Here is an 18276-nt window from a genome sequence, read left to right as displayed (position 1 = left end):
AATGTCTAGCGATAGTACGTCACTGCAATCATCGGCAGTGATTAATGAAGCAGTACAAACCTTGCGCGATGGTGGGTTGGTTGCGTTCCCTACTGAGACGGTTTATGGCTTAGGTGCAGATGCCAAGAACCCTGAGGCGATTAAGCAAATCTTTACCGCCAAAGGTCGTCCATCAAATCATCCTTTAATTGTTCACTTAGCTGCTCCAGATAAATTCGATCAAACTCACATTGATTGGGTTGCGCTATTGGCACCTTGGGTGAGGGATTTATCCGATGAGGCCATAAAGTTAATCAATTCATTTTGGCCTGGCCCATTAACGCTGGTCTTTAAGAAGGATAAAAGCGTTTTAAATGAACTAACAGGTGGGCAGGATACTGTAGCGATTCGTGCGCCTTCCCATCCGATTGCTCAAGAGCTATTACGTAAATTTAAAGGTGGAGTTGTAGCACCCTCTGCAAATCGCTTTGGCAAAGTATCCCCTACTAGTGCTGCAGATGTCCGTAATGAATTTGAAGGCATGTTTGATTTGATGGTGTTAGATGGTGGCGATTGTGAAGTGGGGATTGAATCAACCATTATTGATTTGTCCTCTGGCGATAAAGCGGTACTTCTAAGGCCTGGTGCAATTACTCCAAGTGAGATCTTCGCCAAGACAGGCGTGAAGGTTTATCAGCCTGGTGAAGTAAAGGCTAATGAGGCAGCCAATGAAGTAACAGCAGATCTTCCAAGGGTATCTGGAAGTCTTAAGGCTCATTACGCGCCAACTACACCTTTACGTTTATATGCTCCAGGGCGTGTCTTAGATGCCTTGAGCGAGTTTCCAGACATTAAATCGCGCGTCGCTGTAGCTGTGTGGGATTCTGAGTCTTCTTTAAGCGAGGATGGACATCCATCAGCTCACTTTGAGGAAGTGGAGGTTCCTAGTGATAGCAGCGCTTTTGCAAGTCTCTTATATCGCTCCTTACGTGATCTAGATCAGCAGGGCTGGGATTTAATATTGTTTCCAGAGCCGCCATCAGGCGAGGAGTGGGACGGCGTTAGAGATCGACTTCAGCGTGCGTGCTTTGGCTCTGGCCCATCTTCAAGTAGCCACGACAGCAACTGATCATGCGCCTCTAATCCTCTCCAAGCATTGGGGTGGTTGATGAATGAAGTTACCGCATACATCTTTCCAGATTTACTTAAAACATAACCTGAGATTGCTCGTACATCTGCAAGAGAGCCAGTCTTAATTCTGGCCTCGGGTTTTTTCTTCAGATGTAAAAACTTACGTAGTTGAACCATTAAACGATTGCGCATCGTGCCATCAGTACCGGCGATTGGTAGGCTATTGTAAAAAATATCACCCACGGGAAGATTGCGAGCAGTCAAGAGGAGTTGATTCATCTGGCTAGCGGAGATTGCTTCATTGCGAGACAGGCCTGAGCCATTCTCAATTACCAGCCCCTGAAAATCCAACCCATTTTGTTTTAGCCAACTCTGAATCACTAAGTCGCCATTGGCTGTAGTTGCAGGTTTACCCATTTTTTCTAAAGCCAGGGTCAGCAGAAGTTGACGTGCCATGACGTTGTTAGAGTATTTATTGATATCTAAAACATCGTCTGCGAGAGCAATACCCTCAAACTGAATTAGCAGTCGGGCTGCTAGCGGCACAGTACCGTTTTTTCCAACTGGTGGCTGTGACCATGTGCCGCCAGCCAATTCCCAGGCGGCAGCAAAACCTTGCGTTAGAAAGGTATTTGCATCAAGCGCGACAACATTAAAGTTCACGCCCTTGCAGGAACTTGGAAATGCTCCGGAAAACTGTGCAGTCAAAGGTTGATCAGTATTGCTGATACCTTCTGGATCTAAATTAAAGCGAATATTGCTTTTCCAGTTATCACACGATCGATCAACCAATTGCATTTGGTTGGATATTTTGAGTTGTGAAAGTGGCGGTGTGTAGCTGATATCGATAAAGTCGGCAGTACGTGACTTGCTGAGTTGAAATGAGAGCGTTCTAAATGCGTAGAGCAAGGGATCTGGCGGGGCGTTGTATGCGCGAAGAGATTCGCCATCAATGGTGTTGTGCTCCATTACGCTGGGCGCATAGGCGCTGCGATCAAAGAATAGATTTCCATCAATCTTCTGAATACCTAAGCCCTGAAGATCTTTCATCATTTTCGCAAGCTCTTCAGGAACGAGTTTAGGATCTCCAGTGCCTTGTAAATACAAGTTACCCTTTAAAACTCCCTGACGAATTACACCATCAGTGTAGACATTAGTGCGCCATCGATACTGTGGACCCAAGATATCTAGGCCACTCAATGTGGTGAGCAGCTTCATCGTAGAAGCCGGATTCATTGGATCGTTAGCGCGCCAATCTAAAACTTTCTTGCCAATATGCTTTCCAGGACGTCCAGGTTCGATCTCGGAAACTGAAATGCTTATCGTATCAAGCGGGATTTGATTGCGCTCTAGGCTGCTTGTTACGGATTGTGGAATGGTTAGTGATGGAGTTTCGCCGGCTAAGGCTAGAGAGCTAGCCAACCAAAAGAGAGTCGCAATAAAAGCAGATGGGCGGGAATAGTAAAAAAGCATCTCCCATAGGATAAACCTACCTTATCAAAGATTAAAGCTTTGAATATCGAGATTTATGCCTACTTATCATTTGATTTTGCTCTTCAAGTAATTGGATAAAAGAAGCAGTTCGGTTGCCTAGATCCCCGTCGTGTTCGAGATCCTGGCAGGCCTTAGAAAATTTTTCAGCATTAAGAAGCTGAGCCCCACCTTTCACTTTATGGACCATGCTTCTGAAACTGGCTTCATCTACCGTTTCATTCCTTAAGACAAGAAGGGTCTCATCATGAACCTTTTTAATTTCATCTAGGATGAGCTGAATGTATTCAGGGCTATTTTTAAGAAGATTCCCAAAGGCGGTAAATGAATACTCCTCCAAATCCTGATTGCCTGTTGTGGTTTCAGTGGATTCTTTAGTTTGGAAATAACGCGAGAGTTCATTTTCTAAGGCCATCAGGCTTAACGGCTTTATGAGAACCCCATTCATGCCGGCAGTCAAAAATTGATGGCGTGAGTCTAGGGCATAGATATCCGCAGTAATTCCAATAATGATGAGATCTTGATGCCCCTTATCGCGTAGATACTTGGCAAGTTCAGAGCCCTGCATTCCGGGGATGGATTGATCGGTTAAAAGTAGATCAAAATGTTTTTGGTTAATGAGATCTAGGGCGGTAGTGGCGTTATCGCAAACTGATGACTCGATGCCTAGGGCCTGTAGTTGGAGGGAAATAATTTGACGGCTGGCGGGATGATCCTCGACCACTAAAGCTTGCAATGGATGTTCACTACTTTGGGCATGTTTAGATACTAGCTTTCTAGGAGTATTGGTTTGTTCTGGAGCTGAAGTTCTGGTTGCAGCAATACTAGTACGCGGAAATGCAAGGCAAAAATGGATATTACTTCCATAGCCAGGAGAACTTTCAAAATAGAGTTGGCTATTCATGGAGGTGACAAGATGGTTGGTGATGGTTAAACCAAGACCAGTTCCATTTGCTTGTTCTGTAGTACCAGGTATTTGCTCAAAGGCTTGCAGCGCAAGGGTAATTTCCTCCGCTCCCATCCCAACCCCCGTGTCAATGATTCTGAATTCAATCAGCTGTCCCGCATGATCATCTGCTAAGACGCTGATTGAGAAATAAATCTCACCTTGATTGGTAAATTTGATGGCGTTACTAATGAGGTTTTGTAGTATTTGACGTAAGCGCAGGGTATCTAGCATCAATACTGCAGCAATACGCGGGTCTTTTGAGGTACGTAGTTTGAGATTCTGTTTATGAGCAACGGTTGAGAATGCTGCATCGATGTCATCAATCAAGGCAATGAGATTACAGGGTTCAATATTAAGTGTGAGCTTGCCAGCCTCTATCTTTGATAGATCCAGAACTTGATTTAGGATTCCCAGCAGAGATTCTGCTGATGAGTGTGCGCTCTTCAATAAAGTTTTTTCATTTTCGGGAAGAGGGCTTTTGAGTAATAATTCCTGGACACCTAAAATTGCATTCATTGGTGTTCGAATCTCATGGCTCATGGTGGCAAGGAAGGCGGACTTCGCAGCATTTGCATGCTCGGCCTGCTCTTTTGATGACGTCAAAATATCCGCTTCTTGTTTTTGAAGGGATTGCTTTTGATGCATGCGCCATAACCAATAGGCACCAATGAATAGGACTCCTAAAGTAGAAAGCCAGGATATTGAGTTTGATACAGCAGAGGGTTCTGCCTCAAGAGTAGATGCATTGAGATTAAACAGTTGACGAGATGCGATTGGGTCTAGGTTTTTAAGAAAGTGCCCAAGCACACCATGCAAAGCCTCATCTTGATGGGAAATAAACCAGCGATATTCAAATGGTTCTCTACGGTACAGTCCATCAACCTGTAGATTATCGCCATTCAATTTCTGAATCAGTTTTTGCGCTAAGCGAAGTGGCAAGACAAGTGCTTGAACATCATTTTTGAGAAGATCAAAGACCAACTTATCAACATGATCAGAAACACTAGCTTGGAGGTTATTTGGTGTCGGCGGGTTTTCAAAACCACGATCAAAGTAAGCAATATTGATTGGTTCAATAGGTACATCGTTCTTTGATCGCTTGGTCAGAATGGCATCGTGACCCCAAAAGATTGCTTCCGATAATGAGCCAAACTTGAGGTGCTCATCCTCCAAGGTAGGTGGATCAATCATGAAATCGACCTCCCCGTTAGCAATCTGATCAAGCCCTTCTTGATCGCTCTTGCGCCATTTTGGAAGAAATTCTTGCTTGGTAAATTCACCTAACTTATTCAAGAGACTGTGAAAGACTCCGGACTGACCATTTTCATTGGCGTCTAGATAGGGAGCATATTTCTCATGAATGCTAAAACGCACTACAGGATGGGCATCGATCCACTCTTGCTCTGTTGAGCTAAGCAATTTGGCAGAAACGCTACCCAAAAGGCCATTCAATATGACAAAGAGGGTAATGCGAGTGATGGATCGATGCATTTCTACTTAGCTTTCGATAATGTTGTTCATACGACAGAACAAAATGAGATCAGCAATGTTGTTAATCCCTAACTTGTCAAATACCCTAGTCTTGTAAGTTGCCACCGTCTTATTGCTGATATGCAACATGTCAGAAATCTGTTGATTGGTATTGCCTTTGCCAAGGTATTTCATAACTTGTAATTCGCGATCAGAAATTAAGGCGAGCTTATCGTTATCGGTTAATGAACTATTACCATTTTTGCCATGAGTGAAAAAGTTGTAGCCTTGAGAGATAGCAACACACGCAGCTAAGATCACATCTGCCCCAGCAGTTTTGTTTACAAAGCCGTGCCCACCTAATGAGCGAACTCTCCCGCCGTAAACTGCTTCATCCATACTAGATAGAACGAGCATGCGAACTTCGGGGTACATTAATCCGATGCGACGTATGACGTCAAAGCCATCGGTCTTGGGCATATCTAGATCTAGAATCACCATATTGGGATTAACCTCTTTCATCGATCTGAGGCACTCCTCCCCATTCTGAGCTTGCCCTGCAATTTCAAATAACAACTGATCTTGCAACATACTTTTAAGAGCCATCAGCATTGCTGGATGGTCATCTACCAACATCACGCGTTTTCTCATTACTTATCTCCGTTTTGGTTTGGGTGTTGATGAGGGTGCAGCGAAAAAATGGCTTTAGCGATACGACTATCGCTAATCTGTAGCATCTGATGGCGGCTGACGGGCGACATCATGAGGCCTCCATAGGAATGATCAGCGATGAGAGTGGAGGCGTTTTCTAGATCCCTTACCAACCCGATATTGCTGGCATAAATTTGTGTCGGTGAATACGGCGATTGCCTGAGTTGAGAAAGAACATCGCCTGCCAGTTCGTGCTCGCGTATCTGACTCATATCAATATGTACGCCCTCTAATTGCATCTCAGTGATCCACCGAATCTCTTCAATGCTGCCTGTGAATTTGAGGAAGTGCAGTAAGACACCAAGGCGACGTAAGCGTAACAATCCTTCTTTAAAAGCATCTGCTATTGCAGACTCAGGAATTGTTTGTATGCCAATGCTGACCAAGCCCACCGGTAGACGTGAGTTCAAAATGAGTTCACTCATGGCATCGACATAGCCACTTGAAGCTAAGGCATGTGCCGGCACTGGCAAAATTCCTGGAATAAATCTACCGCTGCGATACCAATACGCGATAGTGTCTAAGCCTTCCATAAAAAGGCGTAGTAATTGCATATCGGACGCAGTAAGAAGTGGTCTAAATAAAGATCCTGTCAGTTTTGTTCCCTTGCAGTTAAAAATGGGTTCATGACTAATCACTTGTCGCTTGGACCACGATTGGTGTTCTTCAAGGGCTTGGTTACTCAGGCCAAGCCAGGGGTCGCCACAGGCGTCTCGTACTTCTTGGAAGGGTTTGTTCTTCCATGCCTTTACAAGCGTGTACAGCCGGGATTTCGGGCTCATCAGCATTCTCCAATCGGTGACTGTCCAGTCTAGGCAGGACAGATTGGAGCGGTAAGGGCTTTAGGCTGATTTATCTGTAGGAATAGTCCTACCAGCCTGTCCAAAGTATAGATAGAGGCTAATTCCTTAAAGAATTTATGGAGATCCGCCCTTGAAATCTGGGCATTCAGACCTATATAATCAGCACTCCCTGCATGCGAGTGCTAAAGAGGCAATTTATCCGTAAATAACCCTTGGCTGCCGTGTGAAGAGATTACAAAGCATTGATTTATATAGTTTATTTAAATAGTTAACACTTACTAACATAGGAGAAGAGATGAATTTGCGTCCCTTACATGATCGCGTAATCGTCAAGCGTTTAGATCAAGAATCAAAAACTGCTTCCGGAATCATCATTCCTGACGCTGCCGCAGAAAAGCCTGATCAAGGTGAAGTTTTGGCAGTAGGACCAGGCAAGCGCGATGACAGCGGTAAATTAAATGCACCTGACGTCAAAGTAGGCGACCGTGTGTTGTTTGGTAAATATGCAGGTCAAACAGTAAAAGTTGACAATGAAGAACTCATCGTGATGCGTGAAGACGACATCATGGCTGTTGTACAGAAGTAATTTCGGTATTTAAGAGAGGAATTTAATCATGGCAGCAAAAGACGTTGTATTTGGAGATAGCGCCCGCACCAAGATGGTCGAAGGCGTAAACATTCTTGCTAATGCAGTGAAAACCACTTTGGGACCAAAGGGTCGCAACGTAGTGATCGAGCGTTCATTCGGTGGACCAACAATCACTAAAGACGGTGTATCCGTAGCAAAAGAAATCGAACTCAAAGACAAGCTCCAGAACATGGGTGCACAGATGGTTAAGGAAGTTGCTTCCAAAACTGCTGACATCGCTGGTGACGGTACTACTACCGCTACTGTATTGGCTCAGTCTATCGTTCGCGAAGGTATGAAATATGTAGTTTCAGGCCATAACCCAATGGACTTGAAGCGCGGTATCGACAAAGCTGTTGCAGCTGCGATTCAAGAGCTCGCAAAAATCAGCAAGCCTTGCACCACTACTAAAGAAATCGCTCAAGTAGGTTCTATTTCTGCAAACAGCGACCACAGCATTGGTCAGCGCATTGCAGAAGCAATGGAAAAAGTAGGTAAAGAAGGTGTTATTACTGTTGAAGATGGCAAGTCTTTAGAAGATGAGCTTGAAGTCGTTGAAGGTATGCAGTTTGACCGCGGTTACCTCTCTCCATACTTCATCAATCAACCAGAAAAGCAAGTTGCCGTATTGGAAAGCCCATACGTTCTCTTGTTTGACAAGAAGATTGCCAACATCCGTGATTTGCTCCCAGTCCTTGAGCAAGTAGCAAAGTCTGGCCGTCCATTGTTGATCATTGCAGAAGATGTTGAAGGCGAAGCCTTGGCAACTTTAGTTGTGAATAATATTCGCGGCATTATCAAGACTTGTGCTGTTAAGGCTCCAGGTTTTGGTGATCGTCGTAAAGCTATGTTGGAAGACATTGCAATTTTGACTGGCGGTACAGTGATCGCTGAAGAAATCGGCCTCACACTCGAGAAAACAACTCTTGAGCACTTGGGTCAAGCAAAGCGTATCGAAGTAGGTAAAGAAAACACTATCATCATTGACGGTGCTGGCGATGCTAAAGCGATTGAAGCTCGTGTGAAGAATATTCGTGTTCAGATCGAAGAAGCTACTAGCGACTACGACAAAGAAAAATTGCAAGAGCGTGTAGCCAAGTTGGCTGGCGGTGTTGCAGTAATTCGTGTTGGCGCTGCTACTGAAGTAGAGATGAAAGAGAAGAAGGCTCGTGTTGACGACGCATTGCATGCAACTCGTGCAGCCGTGGAAGAAGGCATTGTTCCTGGCGGTGGCGTAGCGTTGATTCGTGCAATGCAAGGTATCAAGGGATTGAAGGGCGACAATGCCGATCAAGATGCTGGTATCAGCATCGTGTTGCGCGCTATGCAAGAGCCTTTGCGTACTATCGTTAGCAATGCCGGTGAAGACGCTGGTGTAGTTGTTAATGCGGTACAAGCAAGCACAGGTAATAACGGCTACAACGCAGCTACCGGTGAATATGGTGACCTCGTTGCACAAGGTGTTATTGACCCAACTAAGGTTACAAAAACTGCATTGGTAAATGCTGCTTCTGTTGCTGGCTTGTTGTTGACTACCGATTGCGCAATCTCTGAAGCACCAAAAGATGAGTCTGGTGCTGGCGGTATGCCTGATATGGGTGGCATGGGTGGTATGGGTGGTATGGGCGGCATGATGTAATAGCCGTTAATTTCCTCGGCTACCAAGCTGTAGAAATAGGAGCGCCTGGTTCAAAAGACCAGGCGCTTTTTCTTTATAGGAGTAAGCTATACCCAACTTTACCTTTGGAATGGGCGTCAAAATGACTAGTCGCAATCGAGCCACCTACTTCATTTCAATAGGCTTGCTCGTAATGGGCTATCTATTTACTGCTGAGTCTGTAGTTGCTCAGTCAGCTGATGCGCAGCCGGTATTTCAAAAAAGTGTCTCTAACCTTCGTAACCAACGCTATTGTGAGGTTCTACTGGGTAAGCGCACGTGGCTTAAGCTAGAGGTTAAGGTATTTAACACTCAAGGACTCAATCATTGTCCTGAAGCACAGTGGGATTCTTTAACGAAAGAATCTATTGAAAAGACTTTCGATGTCTCTTTTGCTATCCTCAATGGACCGCGCTATTGGACTATGGATGAAATTCAGGCAGCGGGCAGCACAATAAGTGACGTTAAAGAATCTTTTGGCGGAATTGAAATGAATTTGCGGGCAACAATCCAATTGAGTTTGTTGAAGCAATTGATAGGTAGCAAACAATACACCCCAAATGAAATTGTTCGTACCACTAATTTTATATATAGGGTTGGCAGCGCCGTATACGAACTCACCTCTCCTGGAGGCGATGTTTATGTGATGCAGTCTTATTCGCAAATCGTGAATCCTGCGCTCAGCATGAGAGATCTACCGGTGTTGGGCGAGCAACTCAAATTACCTGCTGGTTGGACTTACAGAAGCCGCGTACTTGATCAAGACCTTTCTTTGCTAGCTAATGGTATTGCCTATGTGCTGCAGGACAATTTATCCAATAGCTATCAAAGAAGATAGATTTGCTCGACTGCTTATTGCATTAGAGTTTGAGTCCCCAGTAAGTCTGCATTAAAGGAATTATATGGAAATAGTTCATTTGGGAACTCTAATGCGAAGATGACGTACAGAGCAAACCCCATCAGTGCCAGGTAAATGAAGGTTAAAAACCAATCTTCTTCATTCTTCACTGCCATAGCGTAACCACTTAAAAGTGCGCCAATCGTTAGGAGAGTAAATAAAAAGCGTTCAAGAATGGCGGGCGGATGGTGTCTAGCATTCAGCATTCCATCTCTCATCACTTCCATGAGGTGATTCATTTGCGGCCTCAAGATTTTATCTGCCATTTCCCTGTTATTTATTGGCGCGCGAGGAATGCTCATCATCATTAACTCATTAAAATTATTTAACTTATTTCCCAGGTGGGCCACATTTTGATTGAGCGCTACAAATGTGTGGACATCTTGATAGATCGACAGTCGATCGATAAGAATTTCTTTAAGAGAATTTCTTACTGCAGTTTGATCTGCAGCGCTTAGGTACTTACTAGATTGATAGACCTGAGTAAGTGCATCTGCTTGTGCTCGAATAAGGCTAATACGTTTATCAAAATGGTCATTAGCACTCGAAAATGTAAAACCCAAAACAAGTGCAGACAAGCCAAAGATTGCTGCTGCTAAAGAGTCCCGAACAATGACCTTTTCTGAAGTACGCAGGCGGTACTTACCAAATAGCCAGCCTATGCCTAAAAAAATGAGAATAGATACTAAGAATATATAGGGGGCATATTTCACTACATTGAGGTGATTCTCCATGAAATAGTGCATAGCAAGTTCTCGTAAGATAGGGTGATAAGGTTAAGAAGTGTAATTAGTGTAATAAAAAACCGCCCGAAGGCGGTTAATTATTTAATAATTTTTGAATCGAGCTTATTCAACTGCCTTAACCATCTCCTCCACAACCTTCTTCGCATCACCGAACACCATCATGGTTTTATCCATGTAGAAAAGTTCGTTATCTAGGCCTGCATAACCAGCTGCCATAGAGCGCTTGTTCACAATAATGGTTTTGGCTTTGAAAGCTTCCAAGATTGGCATACCAAAGATTGGGCTACCTGGAGTGCGTGCCGCTGGGTTAACAACGTCATTAGCGCCAAGTACTAGCACTACGTCAGCTTGACCAAAGTCGCTGTTGATGTCTTCCATCTCAAATACTTGATCGTAAGGAACTTCAGCCTCGGCCAAAAGTACGTTCATATGACCAGGCATACGACCTGCTACCGGGTGAATCGCATACTTCACGGTCACGCCATGGTGGGTTAACTTTTCAGTTAGCTCTTTTAAGGCGTGTTGAGCGCGAGCTACTGCTAAGCCATAGCCTGGAACGATGATTACAGTGTCGGCATTTTCCATCAGGAAAGCCGCATCTTCAGGTGAACCTGTTTTGTAATTCTTCGGGCCGCCATCATCACCGCCGCCAGCAGCGGCTTCAGCACCAAAGCCGCCGAGCAATACAGCCAAGATAGAGCGGTTCATGGCCTTACACATGATGTAAGACAGAATTGCGCCGGATGAACCAACGCAAGCGCCCGCAATAATTAATACTGGGTTGTTCAATGTGAAACCAATACCGGCTGCGGCCCAACCAGAATAACTGTTCAGCATTGATACAACCACCGGCATATCAGCGCCGCCGATAGGGATGATTAAAGTCACACCCAATACCAGAGCAATAGCACACATTGCCAAGAAGGCTGCGTGGCTATCACCCATGTAGTAAGCGATACCTGCGCCCACCATGGAAACAGCCAAGATCAAGTTCAGCAAATGTTGGCCAGCAAAGCTCACAGGCTTGCCACTAACCTTGCCGGATAACTTGCCGAATGCAATCACAGATGCTGTAAAGGTAATGGCGCCAATAAATGCACCGATAAAGAGTTCAATCTTCTGTGCACCTGTATGGTCATGCGCTGGATTAAATACTGCAGCAATCGCAATTAATACAGCTGATAAACCTACGAAGGAGTGCATCAAAGCAACCAACTCAGGCATCTTGGTCATTTGCACACGCTTAGCAGCGATAGTTCCAATGATGGCACCACCCACAATTGCAACGCCAATCAAAGAGATGACTGGCTTGAAATCAGGAATGAAGAAGGTGGTAATGACTGCTAACAACATACCAATCATGCCGAAAGTATTGCCTTGGCGTGAAGTGGTCGGTGAAGATAAGCCACGCAAAGCGAGGATGAACAACACCGATGAAATGAGATAAGAAATAGCGGTTATGTTTGACATAGTTTTGGTCTCTATATAGGTCTTGTTCTAGGTTTATTTGGTTCCAGCCGCATCAGCTTTAGGAGCTTTTTTCTTGAACATTTCAAGCATGCGACGGGTGACCATAAAGCCACCAAAAATATTGATAGATGCGAGGAATACCGCTACTGCACCAATAATGCTAGTGAGTGTAATTTCATCGCCACCAATGACTTCAGTCTGCAGCAATGCGCCAACAATGATGATGCCGGAGATGGCATTGGTCACCGCCATTAAAGGCGTATGCAATGCTGGAGTGACGTTCCAAACTACGTGATAACCAACAAAAATGGCCAATACAAACACGGTAATGTTTTGAACGGTGAGGATGCTTTGAAAGGCAGCGAGATCCATAGTGTTTCCTTAGTATTTTTACTATTAGTTTTTGCGGATGGCTTGGCCATCACGACACATTAAGCAAGCAGTAACGATGTCATCATCAGCTGGGATAACTAACTTCGCTTCTTTATCCACAATGAGTTTCATGAAATCGAGCAAGTTGCGCGAGTAGAGTGCAGAAGCATCTGCTGCAACCATGCTGGCTAAATTGGTGTAGCCAACAATCTTCACGCCATTCACATCAACCACTTTGTCTGCTTGCGTTAAAGGACAGTTACCTGAGCCGTTATCACCTCTACCGGCAGCTAAGTCGATCACGATCGAACCCGGTTTCATATTGGCAACAGTGTCGCTATGCAAAAGTACGGGTGGCTTACGTCCTGGAATCAATGCGGTAGTGATGACGATGTCAGCTTGTTGTGCACGCTCTGCAACCAGGGCAGCCTGACGCTTCATCCAAGCCTCAGGCATTGGGCGGGCATAGCCACCAACACCTTGGGCGATCTCACGCTCTTCATCTGTTTCGTATGGAACGTCAACGAACTTAGCGCCTAAAGATTCAATTTGTTCTTTAGCAGCAGGACGAACATCAGACGCTTCGATCACCGCGCCAAGGCGCTTTGCAGTAGCAATTGCTTGAAGGCCGGCAACACCAGCACCTAAGATGAGGATGCGAGCTGCTTTAACAGTTCCCGCGGCAGTCATCAACATTGGCATGAAGCGTTGATATTCATTTGCTGCAACTAATACTGCTTTGTAACCAGCGATATTTGCTTGGGAAGATAAAACGTCCATGCTTTGTGCGCGGGTTGTACGTGGTGCAGCCTCTAAGGAAAATGCGGTAACACCTTGCGCAGCCATGGCTGCAATCATGTCGTTATCAAATGGGTCAAGCATACCTAGAAGCACAGCACCGGATTTAATCTGTTTTAGTTCAGCCGCCTCTGGTGCGCGTACTTTGAGAACAATCTCTGCGCCAAATGCATCTGCGGCGCTTCCAATGCTTGCACCTACAGCCTCGTATACAGAGTCAGGTTGACTGGCTTTTACCCCGGCGTCTTTTTGAATAACGACGGTATGACCTTGACCAATTAATTTTTTAACGGTTTCTGGTGTGGCGGCTACTCGAGTTTCCCCAGGCCTTGTTTCCAGTGGCACTCCTATGCGCATGGCATGTCTCCAAAAGCAAAATTTATAAAAAATCTATTTTAGTTAAATAGGGCTAATCGCACCTATTTACTTACCCCTAAGTCCTCTTGCTTGGTTTTTGCCCAAAATTCTGTGAAATCGGGCTAAGACTTCTACAATATGGTCTGTCAGCTTATATTGAATTTTCGCATTTTTTGATGATCCCGCTCAATTCTTCTTCAATCCCGTCCTCCCAGCCCAAGAAAGTCGTTATTGGCATGTCTGGAGGGGTAGATTCGTCGGTTGCTGCCTGGATGCTCAAGGAGCAGGGCTTTGAGGTTATTGGCCTTTTTATGAAAAATTGGGAGGATGACGATAACGACGAGTACTGTTCGGCCCGTCAGGACTGGCTAGATGTCGTGTCGGTGGCCGATATGATCGGAATAGACGTCGAAGCAGTGAATTTTGCAGCTGAGTACCGTGAGCGGGTATTTGCTGATTTCTTGCGTGAGTACGCCGCAGGGCGAACACCCAATCCCGACGTTTTATGTAATGCTGAAATTAAGTTCAAGGCTTTTTTAGATCACGCTATGAGTCTAGGTGCTGATGCTATTGCAACAGGCCACTATGCACGCGTTCGTCATGAGGGCGGCAGGGTACAACTATTAAAAGCGGTTGATGCAAGCAAAGATCAAAGTTATTTTTTGCATCGCTTAACGCAGCAACAATTGGCGAACGTGATGTTTCCGCTCGGAGAAATCCCCAAAACAGAAGTGAGAAAAATTGCTGAGCAAATTGGATTGCACAATGCCAAGAAAAAAGACTCCACTGGAATTTGTTTTATTGGTGAACGGCCCTTTAGAGAATTCTTAAATCGCTATTTACCACGCGTACCCGGTCCCATCAAAACACCAGAGGGCAAGATAGTTGGCGAGCATATGGGCTTAGCGTTCTTTACCTTGGGTCAACGCAAGGGCATTGGTTTGGGAGGCAGCCAAGATGGCAATGGTGATGCTTGGTATGTAGCGCGCAAGGATGTACCTAACAACACTTTGTATGTAGCGCAAGGCCATGAACACCCGTGGTTGTTGGCTAACCAGCTAGCTGCAATGGATGCCAGTTGGGTTGCCGGTGCTGCGCCAGCGCCTGGAAATTATTCAGCTAAGACGCGATATAGACAGGCAGACTCCGCTTGTACATTGAGTGCTGGTAATGAAGCGCTGAGTTTTGATTTAAGTTTTCCAGATGCGCAGTGGGCGGTTACGCCTGGACAATCTGCTGTCTTATACGACGGAGATGTTTGTTTGGGCGGCGGAATTATTTCCGCATAATATTTATCGCTGAGTATCAGATACAAAAATGCCAATCAGTGTTGATTGGCATTTTTTGTTAATCTGCAGGTTAATTAAGCAGCAGGTGGTTCGGTTTCTATAAAAGAAGGTCGTTGCAATAACTTTTGATACAGACGATCTAAGTTTGGATACTGAGTTTGCCATTTCACTTCTGGGAAGCGAAACAATAAATATCCGATTGCACAACCTACAGCGATGTCAGCTAATGTGATTTGATTGCCATGACACCAGGCATTTTCGCCAAGCTGTTCTGACATTTGACGAAGGGCGGCGTCAATTTTGCCCATTTGACGGTCATACCAAGTTTGGCTTTGTTGTTCTGCTGGTCGCAAAGTACGCTCTAAACGAGCCAAAATACCCGCGTCCATAATTCCGTCCGCAAGTGCTTCCCAGGTCTTTACGGCAGCGCGTTCACGGTTATCTGCTGGAATGAGCTTGCTTACAGGGCTTAGGCCATCAGCATATTCGGCGATAACGCGGGAGTCATAGATGGCCTCTCCATCGTCAGCAATCAGGCAAGGAACCTTCCCTAGGGGGTTAGTAGCGGCTATTTTGGTGTCTGCAGCCCAGACATTCTCTAGTTCCAGGTCAACATCGACCTTTTTTTCGTTAAAAACAATGCGTACTTTGCGTACGTAGGGGCTGGTTAGGGATCCGATTAGTTTCATGGGCTCAAGTATAGCCATCCTATTTGGGGTTTGCTGTACGCCGGAACGCATTAAAATTAGCTTTTATTGACATATTCAATGTAAAGGCAATATTCGTGAGTCAGCCGCTTTCAACCCTTAATGCCCTTTCACCCTTAGATGGCCGTTATGCCGGAAAGTTGGATGCCTTGCGTCCCTGGCTTTCCGAAGCCGCTTTTATGCGTCAACGTGTTTTTGTGGAAATTCATTGGCTCTTGGCTTTGGCTTCTGCCGGTCTTCCTGATGTGCCCAAAATTAACGCAGCTGACGAAGCCTTTTTGCTTTCACTCCCAGAAAACTTTTCCGATGCCGATGCGCAGCGTATTAAAGATATCGAAGCGGTAACCAACCATGACGTAAAGGCCGTTGAGTACTTCTTAAAAGAAAAAGTAGCAGGTCGCCCTGATTTATTAAAAGCAAGTGAGTTTATTCATTTTGCCTGTACATCAGAAGACATTAACAACACTTCTCACGGTTTGATGTTACGTGGTGCTCGTGATGAGGTGCTCTTGCCTCAACTCAGAAAAGTACTTTCAGTATTGACTGATCTCGCGATTGAGAACGCTAAAGTGCCTTTGCTCTCCCGCACTCATGGCCAACCAGCCTCACCAAGCACCTTGGGCAAAGAGATTGCGAATATTGCCAAGCGTTTAGAGCGTGCGATTGAATCTATCGCTGCAGCTCCCTTGCTCGGTAAGATGAATGGTGCAGTAGGTAACTACAACGCTCACATGTCGGCCTATCCTGATTTCGATTGGGAAAATTTTTCCAAGAATGTAGTTGAGAAGCGACTGGGTCTCACCTTTAACCCTTACACCATTCAAATTGAGCCACACGACGGTATGGCCCAGCTCTTTGATGCGATTGCTCGTGCCAATACGATTCTCTTGGATATGGACCGTGACTTCTGGGCTTATATCTCTGTTGGATACTTTAAGCAGCGCACTAAAGCAGGCGAGATTGGTTCATCAACAATGCCGCACAAAGTAAACCCGATTGACTTTGAAAACTCCGAGGGTAATTTAGGTGTTGCCAATGCATTGCTGCGTCACCTTGCTGAAAAATTACCAATCTCTCGTTGGCAGCGTGACTTGACTGACTCTACTGTGTTGCGTAATTTAGGCCCTGCATTTGGTCATAGCGTATTAGCTTATGACAGCGCCTTACGTGGACTTGGTAAGTTGGAGGTAAACCATGCTGCAATTGCCGCTGATTTAGATGCTTGCTGGGAAGTATTGGCTGAGCCAGTACAAACTGTGATGCGTCGTTACGGTATTGAGAACCCCTATGAGCAATTAAAAGAATTGACTCGTGGTAAAGGTATTAACCAAGCAGATCTACAGACCTTTATTCGTGGCTTGAAGATTCCGGAAGATGCTAAGGCACGTCTATTGGAGATGACTCCATCCTCCTATTTGGGTAAGGCGGTCGAGCTGACCGAACGTCTCAAAAAGTGAGCTTGACTACCAATTCAGAATACGGGGCGCGTCCCCGGATCTGGTTTGCTGCTTACCAACTGCTATGGCATCTCTTATTGCCGTTAGCATTCATACGCTTGGCTTGGCGGGCTCGTCACTCCTTCTCCTATTTGCATCATATTCCTGAGCGCTTGGGTTTTGGCTATATCAAACCCATTACTCAAGGGTCTATTTGGATTCATGCGGTTTCAGTGGGTGAAACTCGCGCAGCTCAACCTTTGATTGAAGCCTATTTGGCTAAGGGTGAATCCATCCTTCTCACGCATATGACTTTGAATGGTCGTCGCACCGGCAAACAGTTATTTGCCAAAGATATTGCCTCTGGGAAAATTCGACAAGTCTATTTGCCGTATGACATTTGTTGGGCTGTTGAGAATTTCATAAAAACCTTTAAACCAAAACTTGGACTCTTCATGGAAACTGAAGCTTGGCCAACAGTAGTCTTTCGTTGCAAAGAAATTGATCTGCCATTGTTCTTGGTCAATGCACGCTTATCTGAGAGAAGTGCTCGTCGCGTCAATCGATTTGGTAAAGCTGGACGTGCATTGTTTCAGGCCTTTGCTGGCATCGTGGCCCAAACTGAGTTTGACGCACAACGTTATCGTAGCTTAGGCGTGGAAAAGGTTGTCATTGCAGGCAATCTAAAGTTTGACGTTCCATTGGATCCTCAGTTACTAGCTAAAGGTAAAGAGTGGCAGAAAGAATTGCATACTGAAAATCGTATGATGGTATGCGCTGCCAGTACGCGCGATGGAGAAGAGGCGATCATTCTGAAGGCCTGGAAGGATTTGCTTTTAAGTGATGCATTTGCGACCCCTCCTTTGCTTTGTTTAGTGCCACGTCATCCCGAGCGATTTAATGAAGTGGCAGATCAGATTAGCGGTGCTGGCTTGAAGTTTCGTCGTCGCAGTGAATGGACTGGCATTCCCAATGATTGTGCTGGTTTAGATGTTGTTCTTGGCGACTCCATGGGCGAGATGCCGTTGTATTACAGCGCTTCAGACTTGGTGCTTATGGGCGGCAGTCTTTTGCCATTTGGGGGCCAAAACCTCATTGAGGCATGCGCAGCTGGCTGCCCTGTTTTGTTGGGTGAGCATACCTATAACTTTCAGCAGGCAGCCTTAGATGCGCTTGAGAGTGGTGCAGCAAAACGTATTAAGGGCGAACTGCTCTTAACCGAACCAATTGCCTTGACGGAAGCTTTGAAGGGGTTACTGTTCAATACTGCCGAGTTGGCAAAGATGGGTATGGCTGCGAAGTCTTACTCAGCCGAACATCAAGGTGCAACTAAGAGAATCTTAGCCGCCCTTGATCGTCAAAACTTCTCTCTAAACTAAAAATT

At 45.4% G+C, this 18276-nt stretch carries 16 protein-coding genes; 7 read left to right on the top strand and 9 right to left on the bottom strand.

The window, feature by feature from the left end; all coding sequences use genetic code 11:
* Position 1 precedes the first annotated feature (1 nt).
* Positions 2-1108, top strand: coding sequence for an L-threonylcarbamoyladenylate synthase (locus ICN20_RS02845; protein ID WP_216238017.1), 1107 nt, complete (start codon positions 2-4; stop codon positions 1106-1108).
* On the opposite strand, the gene dacB is transcribed toward ICN20_RS02845, so the two are convergent.
* Genes dacB through ICN20_RS02825 form a run of 4 tightly spaced genes read right to left on the bottom strand, consistent with a single transcriptional unit; the run spans position 1054 to position 6513 of the window.
* Positions 1054-2583, bottom strand: coding sequence for a D-alanyl-D-alanine carboxypeptidase/D-alanyl-D-alanine-endopeptidase (gene dacB / locus ICN20_RS02840; protein ID WP_216238016.1), 1530 nt, complete (start codon positions 2581-2583; stop codon positions 1054-1056). The genes ICN20_RS02845 and dacB overlap by 55 nt on opposite strands.
* A gap of 31 nt (positions 2584-2614) precedes the next feature.
* On the bottom strand, positions 2615-5041 hold the full coding sequence (locus ICN20_RS02835) for an ATP-binding protein (protein ID WP_216238015.1): 2427 nt from the start codon (positions 5039-5041) through the stop codon (positions 2615-2617).
* A 6-nt stretch (positions 5042-5047) separates the two neighbouring features.
* Positions 5048-5671 carry a response regulator transcription factor gene (locus ICN20_RS02830; RefSeq protein ID WP_216152403.1) on the bottom strand — a complete coding sequence of 208 codons (624 nt, stop codon included), beginning with the start codon at positions 5669-5671 and terminating at the stop codon, positions 5048-5050.
* On the bottom strand, positions 5671-6513 hold the full coding sequence (locus tag ICN20_RS02825) for a diguanylate phosphodiesterase (protein ID WP_216238014.1): 843 nt from the start codon (positions 6511-6513) through the stop codon (positions 5671-5673). The genes ICN20_RS02830 and ICN20_RS02825 overlap by 1 nt, the downstream gene beginning before the upstream one ends.
* Before the next feature lie 316 nt (positions 6514-6829).
* On the opposite strand from ICN20_RS02825, the gene ICN20_RS02820 reads away from it, so the two are divergent.
* From ICN20_RS02820 to ICN20_RS02810, 3 genes are all read left to right on the top strand, one after another.
* Positions 6830-7120: a co-chaperone GroES gene (locus ICN20_RS02820; RefSeq protein WP_216238013.1), complete on the top strand. Its 291-nt coding sequence runs from the start codon at positions 6830-6832 to the stop codon at positions 7118-7120.
* 28 nt (positions 7121-7148) lie between these two features.
* Complete coding sequence (gene groL / locus ICN20_RS02815; RefSeq protein WP_216238012.1) at positions 7149-8801, top strand: chaperonin GroEL; 1653 nt, start codon at positions 7149-7151, stop codon at positions 8799-8801.
* 121 nt (positions 8802-8922) lie between these two features.
* Positions 8923-9657: a hypothetical protein gene (locus ICN20_RS02810; RefSeq protein ID WP_216238011.1), complete on the top strand. Its 735-nt coding sequence runs from the start codon at positions 8923-8925 to the stop codon at positions 9655-9657.
* Between the two features lie 14 nt (positions 9658-9671).
* On the opposite strand, the gene ICN20_RS02805 is transcribed toward ICN20_RS02810, so the two are convergent.
* The 4 genes from ICN20_RS02805 to ICN20_RS02790 all read right to left on the bottom strand — a co-directional run bounded on the left by ICN20_RS02805 (position 9672) and on the right by ICN20_RS02790 (position 13460).
* Positions 9672-10451 carry a hypothetical protein gene (locus tag ICN20_RS02805; RefSeq protein WP_216238010.1) on the bottom strand — a complete coding sequence of 260 codons (780 nt, stop codon included), beginning with the start codon at positions 10449-10451 and terminating at the stop codon, positions 9672-9674.
* 114 nt (positions 10452-10565) lie between these two features.
* Positions 10566-11933, bottom strand: a complete 1368-nt coding sequence (locus tag ICN20_RS02800) for an NAD(P)(+) transhydrogenase (Re/Si-specific) subunit beta (RefSeq protein ID WP_216238009.1) — start codon at positions 11931-11933, stop codon at positions 10566-10568.
* A gap of 33 nt (positions 11934-11966) precedes the next feature.
* Positions 11967-12305 (bottom strand): proton-translocating transhydrogenase family protein, encoded by a 339-nt coding sequence (locus ICN20_RS02795; RefSeq protein ID WP_011903634.1) that lies wholly within the window; start codon positions 12303-12305, stop codon positions 11967-11969.
* 24 nt (positions 12306-12329) lie between these two features.
* Positions 12330-13460: a Re/Si-specific NAD(P)(+) transhydrogenase subunit alpha gene (locus tag ICN20_RS02790; RefSeq protein ID WP_216238008.1), complete on the bottom strand. Its 1131-nt coding sequence runs from the start codon at positions 13458-13460 to the stop codon at positions 12330-12332.
* Between the two features lie 176 nt (positions 13461-13636).
* Here ICN20_RS02790 and mnmA point away from each other — a divergent pair, with 176 nt between their 5' ends.
* Positions 13637-14749, top strand: a complete 1113-nt coding sequence (gene mnmA, locus ICN20_RS02785; protein ID WP_216238007.1) for a tRNA 2-thiouridine(34) synthase MnmA — start codon at positions 13637-13639, stop codon at positions 14747-14749.
* Positions 14750-14823: 74 nt separating this feature from the next.
* Here the strand turns inward: mnmA and ICN20_RS02780 are convergent, their stop codons facing one another.
* Positions 14824-15438, bottom strand: a complete 615-nt coding sequence (locus ICN20_RS02780) for a glutathione S-transferase (protein ID WP_216238006.1) — start codon at positions 15436-15438, stop codon at positions 14824-14826.
* A 95-nt stretch (positions 15439-15533) separates the two neighbouring features.
* Here ICN20_RS02780 and purB point away from each other — a divergent pair, with 95 nt between their 5' ends.
* Positions 15534-16913 (top strand): adenylosuccinate lyase, encoded by a 1380-nt coding sequence (gene purB / locus ICN20_RS02775; protein WP_216238005.1) that lies wholly within the window; start codon positions 15534-15536, stop codon positions 16911-16913.
* Positions 16910-18271, top strand: a complete 1362-nt coding sequence (locus ICN20_RS02770; protein ID WP_370624521.1) for a 3-deoxy-D-manno-octulosonic acid transferase — start codon at positions 16910-16912, stop codon at positions 18269-18271. The genes purB and ICN20_RS02770 overlap by 4 nt, the downstream gene beginning before the upstream one ends.
* Positions 18272-18276: the final 5 nt, after the last annotated feature.

The organism is Polynucleobacter sp. JS-Polo-80-F4 (assembly GCF_018881965.1).
Classification (GTDB): domain Bacteria; phylum Pseudomonadota; class Gammaproteobacteria; order Burkholderiales; family Burkholderiaceae; genus Polynucleobacter.
This window is presented reverse-complemented; position numbering and strand designations above follow the sequence as displayed.

Coding starts and splice junctions, on each gene's coding strand:
- ICN20_RS02845 (WP_216238017.1), top strand. CDS start 2: ATGTCTAGCGATAGTACGTCACTGCAATCATCGGCAGTGATTAATGAA.
- dacB (WP_216238016.1), bottom strand. CDS start 2,583: ATGCTTTTTTACTATTCCCGCCCATCTGCTTTTATTGCGACTCTCTTT.
- ICN20_RS02835 (WP_216238015.1), bottom strand. CDS start 5,041: ATGCATCGATCCATCACTCGCATTACCCTCTTTGTCATATTGAATGGC.
- ICN20_RS02830 (WP_216152403.1), bottom strand. CDS start 5,671: ATGAGAAAACGCGTGATGTTGGTAGATGACCATCCAGCAATGCTGATG.
- ICN20_RS02825 (WP_216238014.1), bottom strand. CDS start 6,513: ATGAGCCCGAAATCCCGGCTGTACACGCTTGTAAAGGCATGGAAGAAC.
- ICN20_RS02820 (WP_216238013.1), top strand. CDS start 6,830: ATGAATTTGCGTCCCTTACATGATCGCGTAATCGTCAAGCGTTTAGAT.
- groL (WP_216238012.1), top strand. CDS start 7,149: ATGGCAGCAAAAGACGTTGTATTTGGAGATAGCGCCCGCACCAAGATG.
- ICN20_RS02810 (WP_216238011.1), top strand. CDS start 8,923: ATGACTAGTCGCAATCGAGCCACCTACTTCATTTCAATAGGCTTGCTC.
- ICN20_RS02805 (WP_216238010.1), bottom strand. CDS start 10,451: ATGGAGAATCACCTCAATGTAGTGAAATATGCCCCCTATATATTCTTA.
- ICN20_RS02800 (WP_216238009.1), bottom strand. CDS start 11,933: ATGTCAAACATAACCGCTATTTCTTATCTCATTTCATCGGTGTTGTTC.
- ICN20_RS02795 (WP_011903634.1), bottom strand. CDS start 12,305: ATGGATCTCGCTGCCTTTCAAAGCATCCTCACCGTTCAAAACATTACC.
- ICN20_RS02790 (WP_216238008.1), bottom strand. CDS start 13,460: ATGCGCATAGGAGTGCCACTGGAAACAAGGCCTGGGGAAACTCGAGTA.
- mnmA (WP_216238007.1), top strand. CDS start 13,637: ATGATCCCGCTCAATTCTTCTTCAATCCCGTCCTCCCAGCCCAAGAAA.
- ICN20_RS02780 (WP_216238006.1), bottom strand. CDS start 15,438: ATGAAACTAATCGGATCCCTAACCAGCCCCTACGTACGCAAAGTACGC.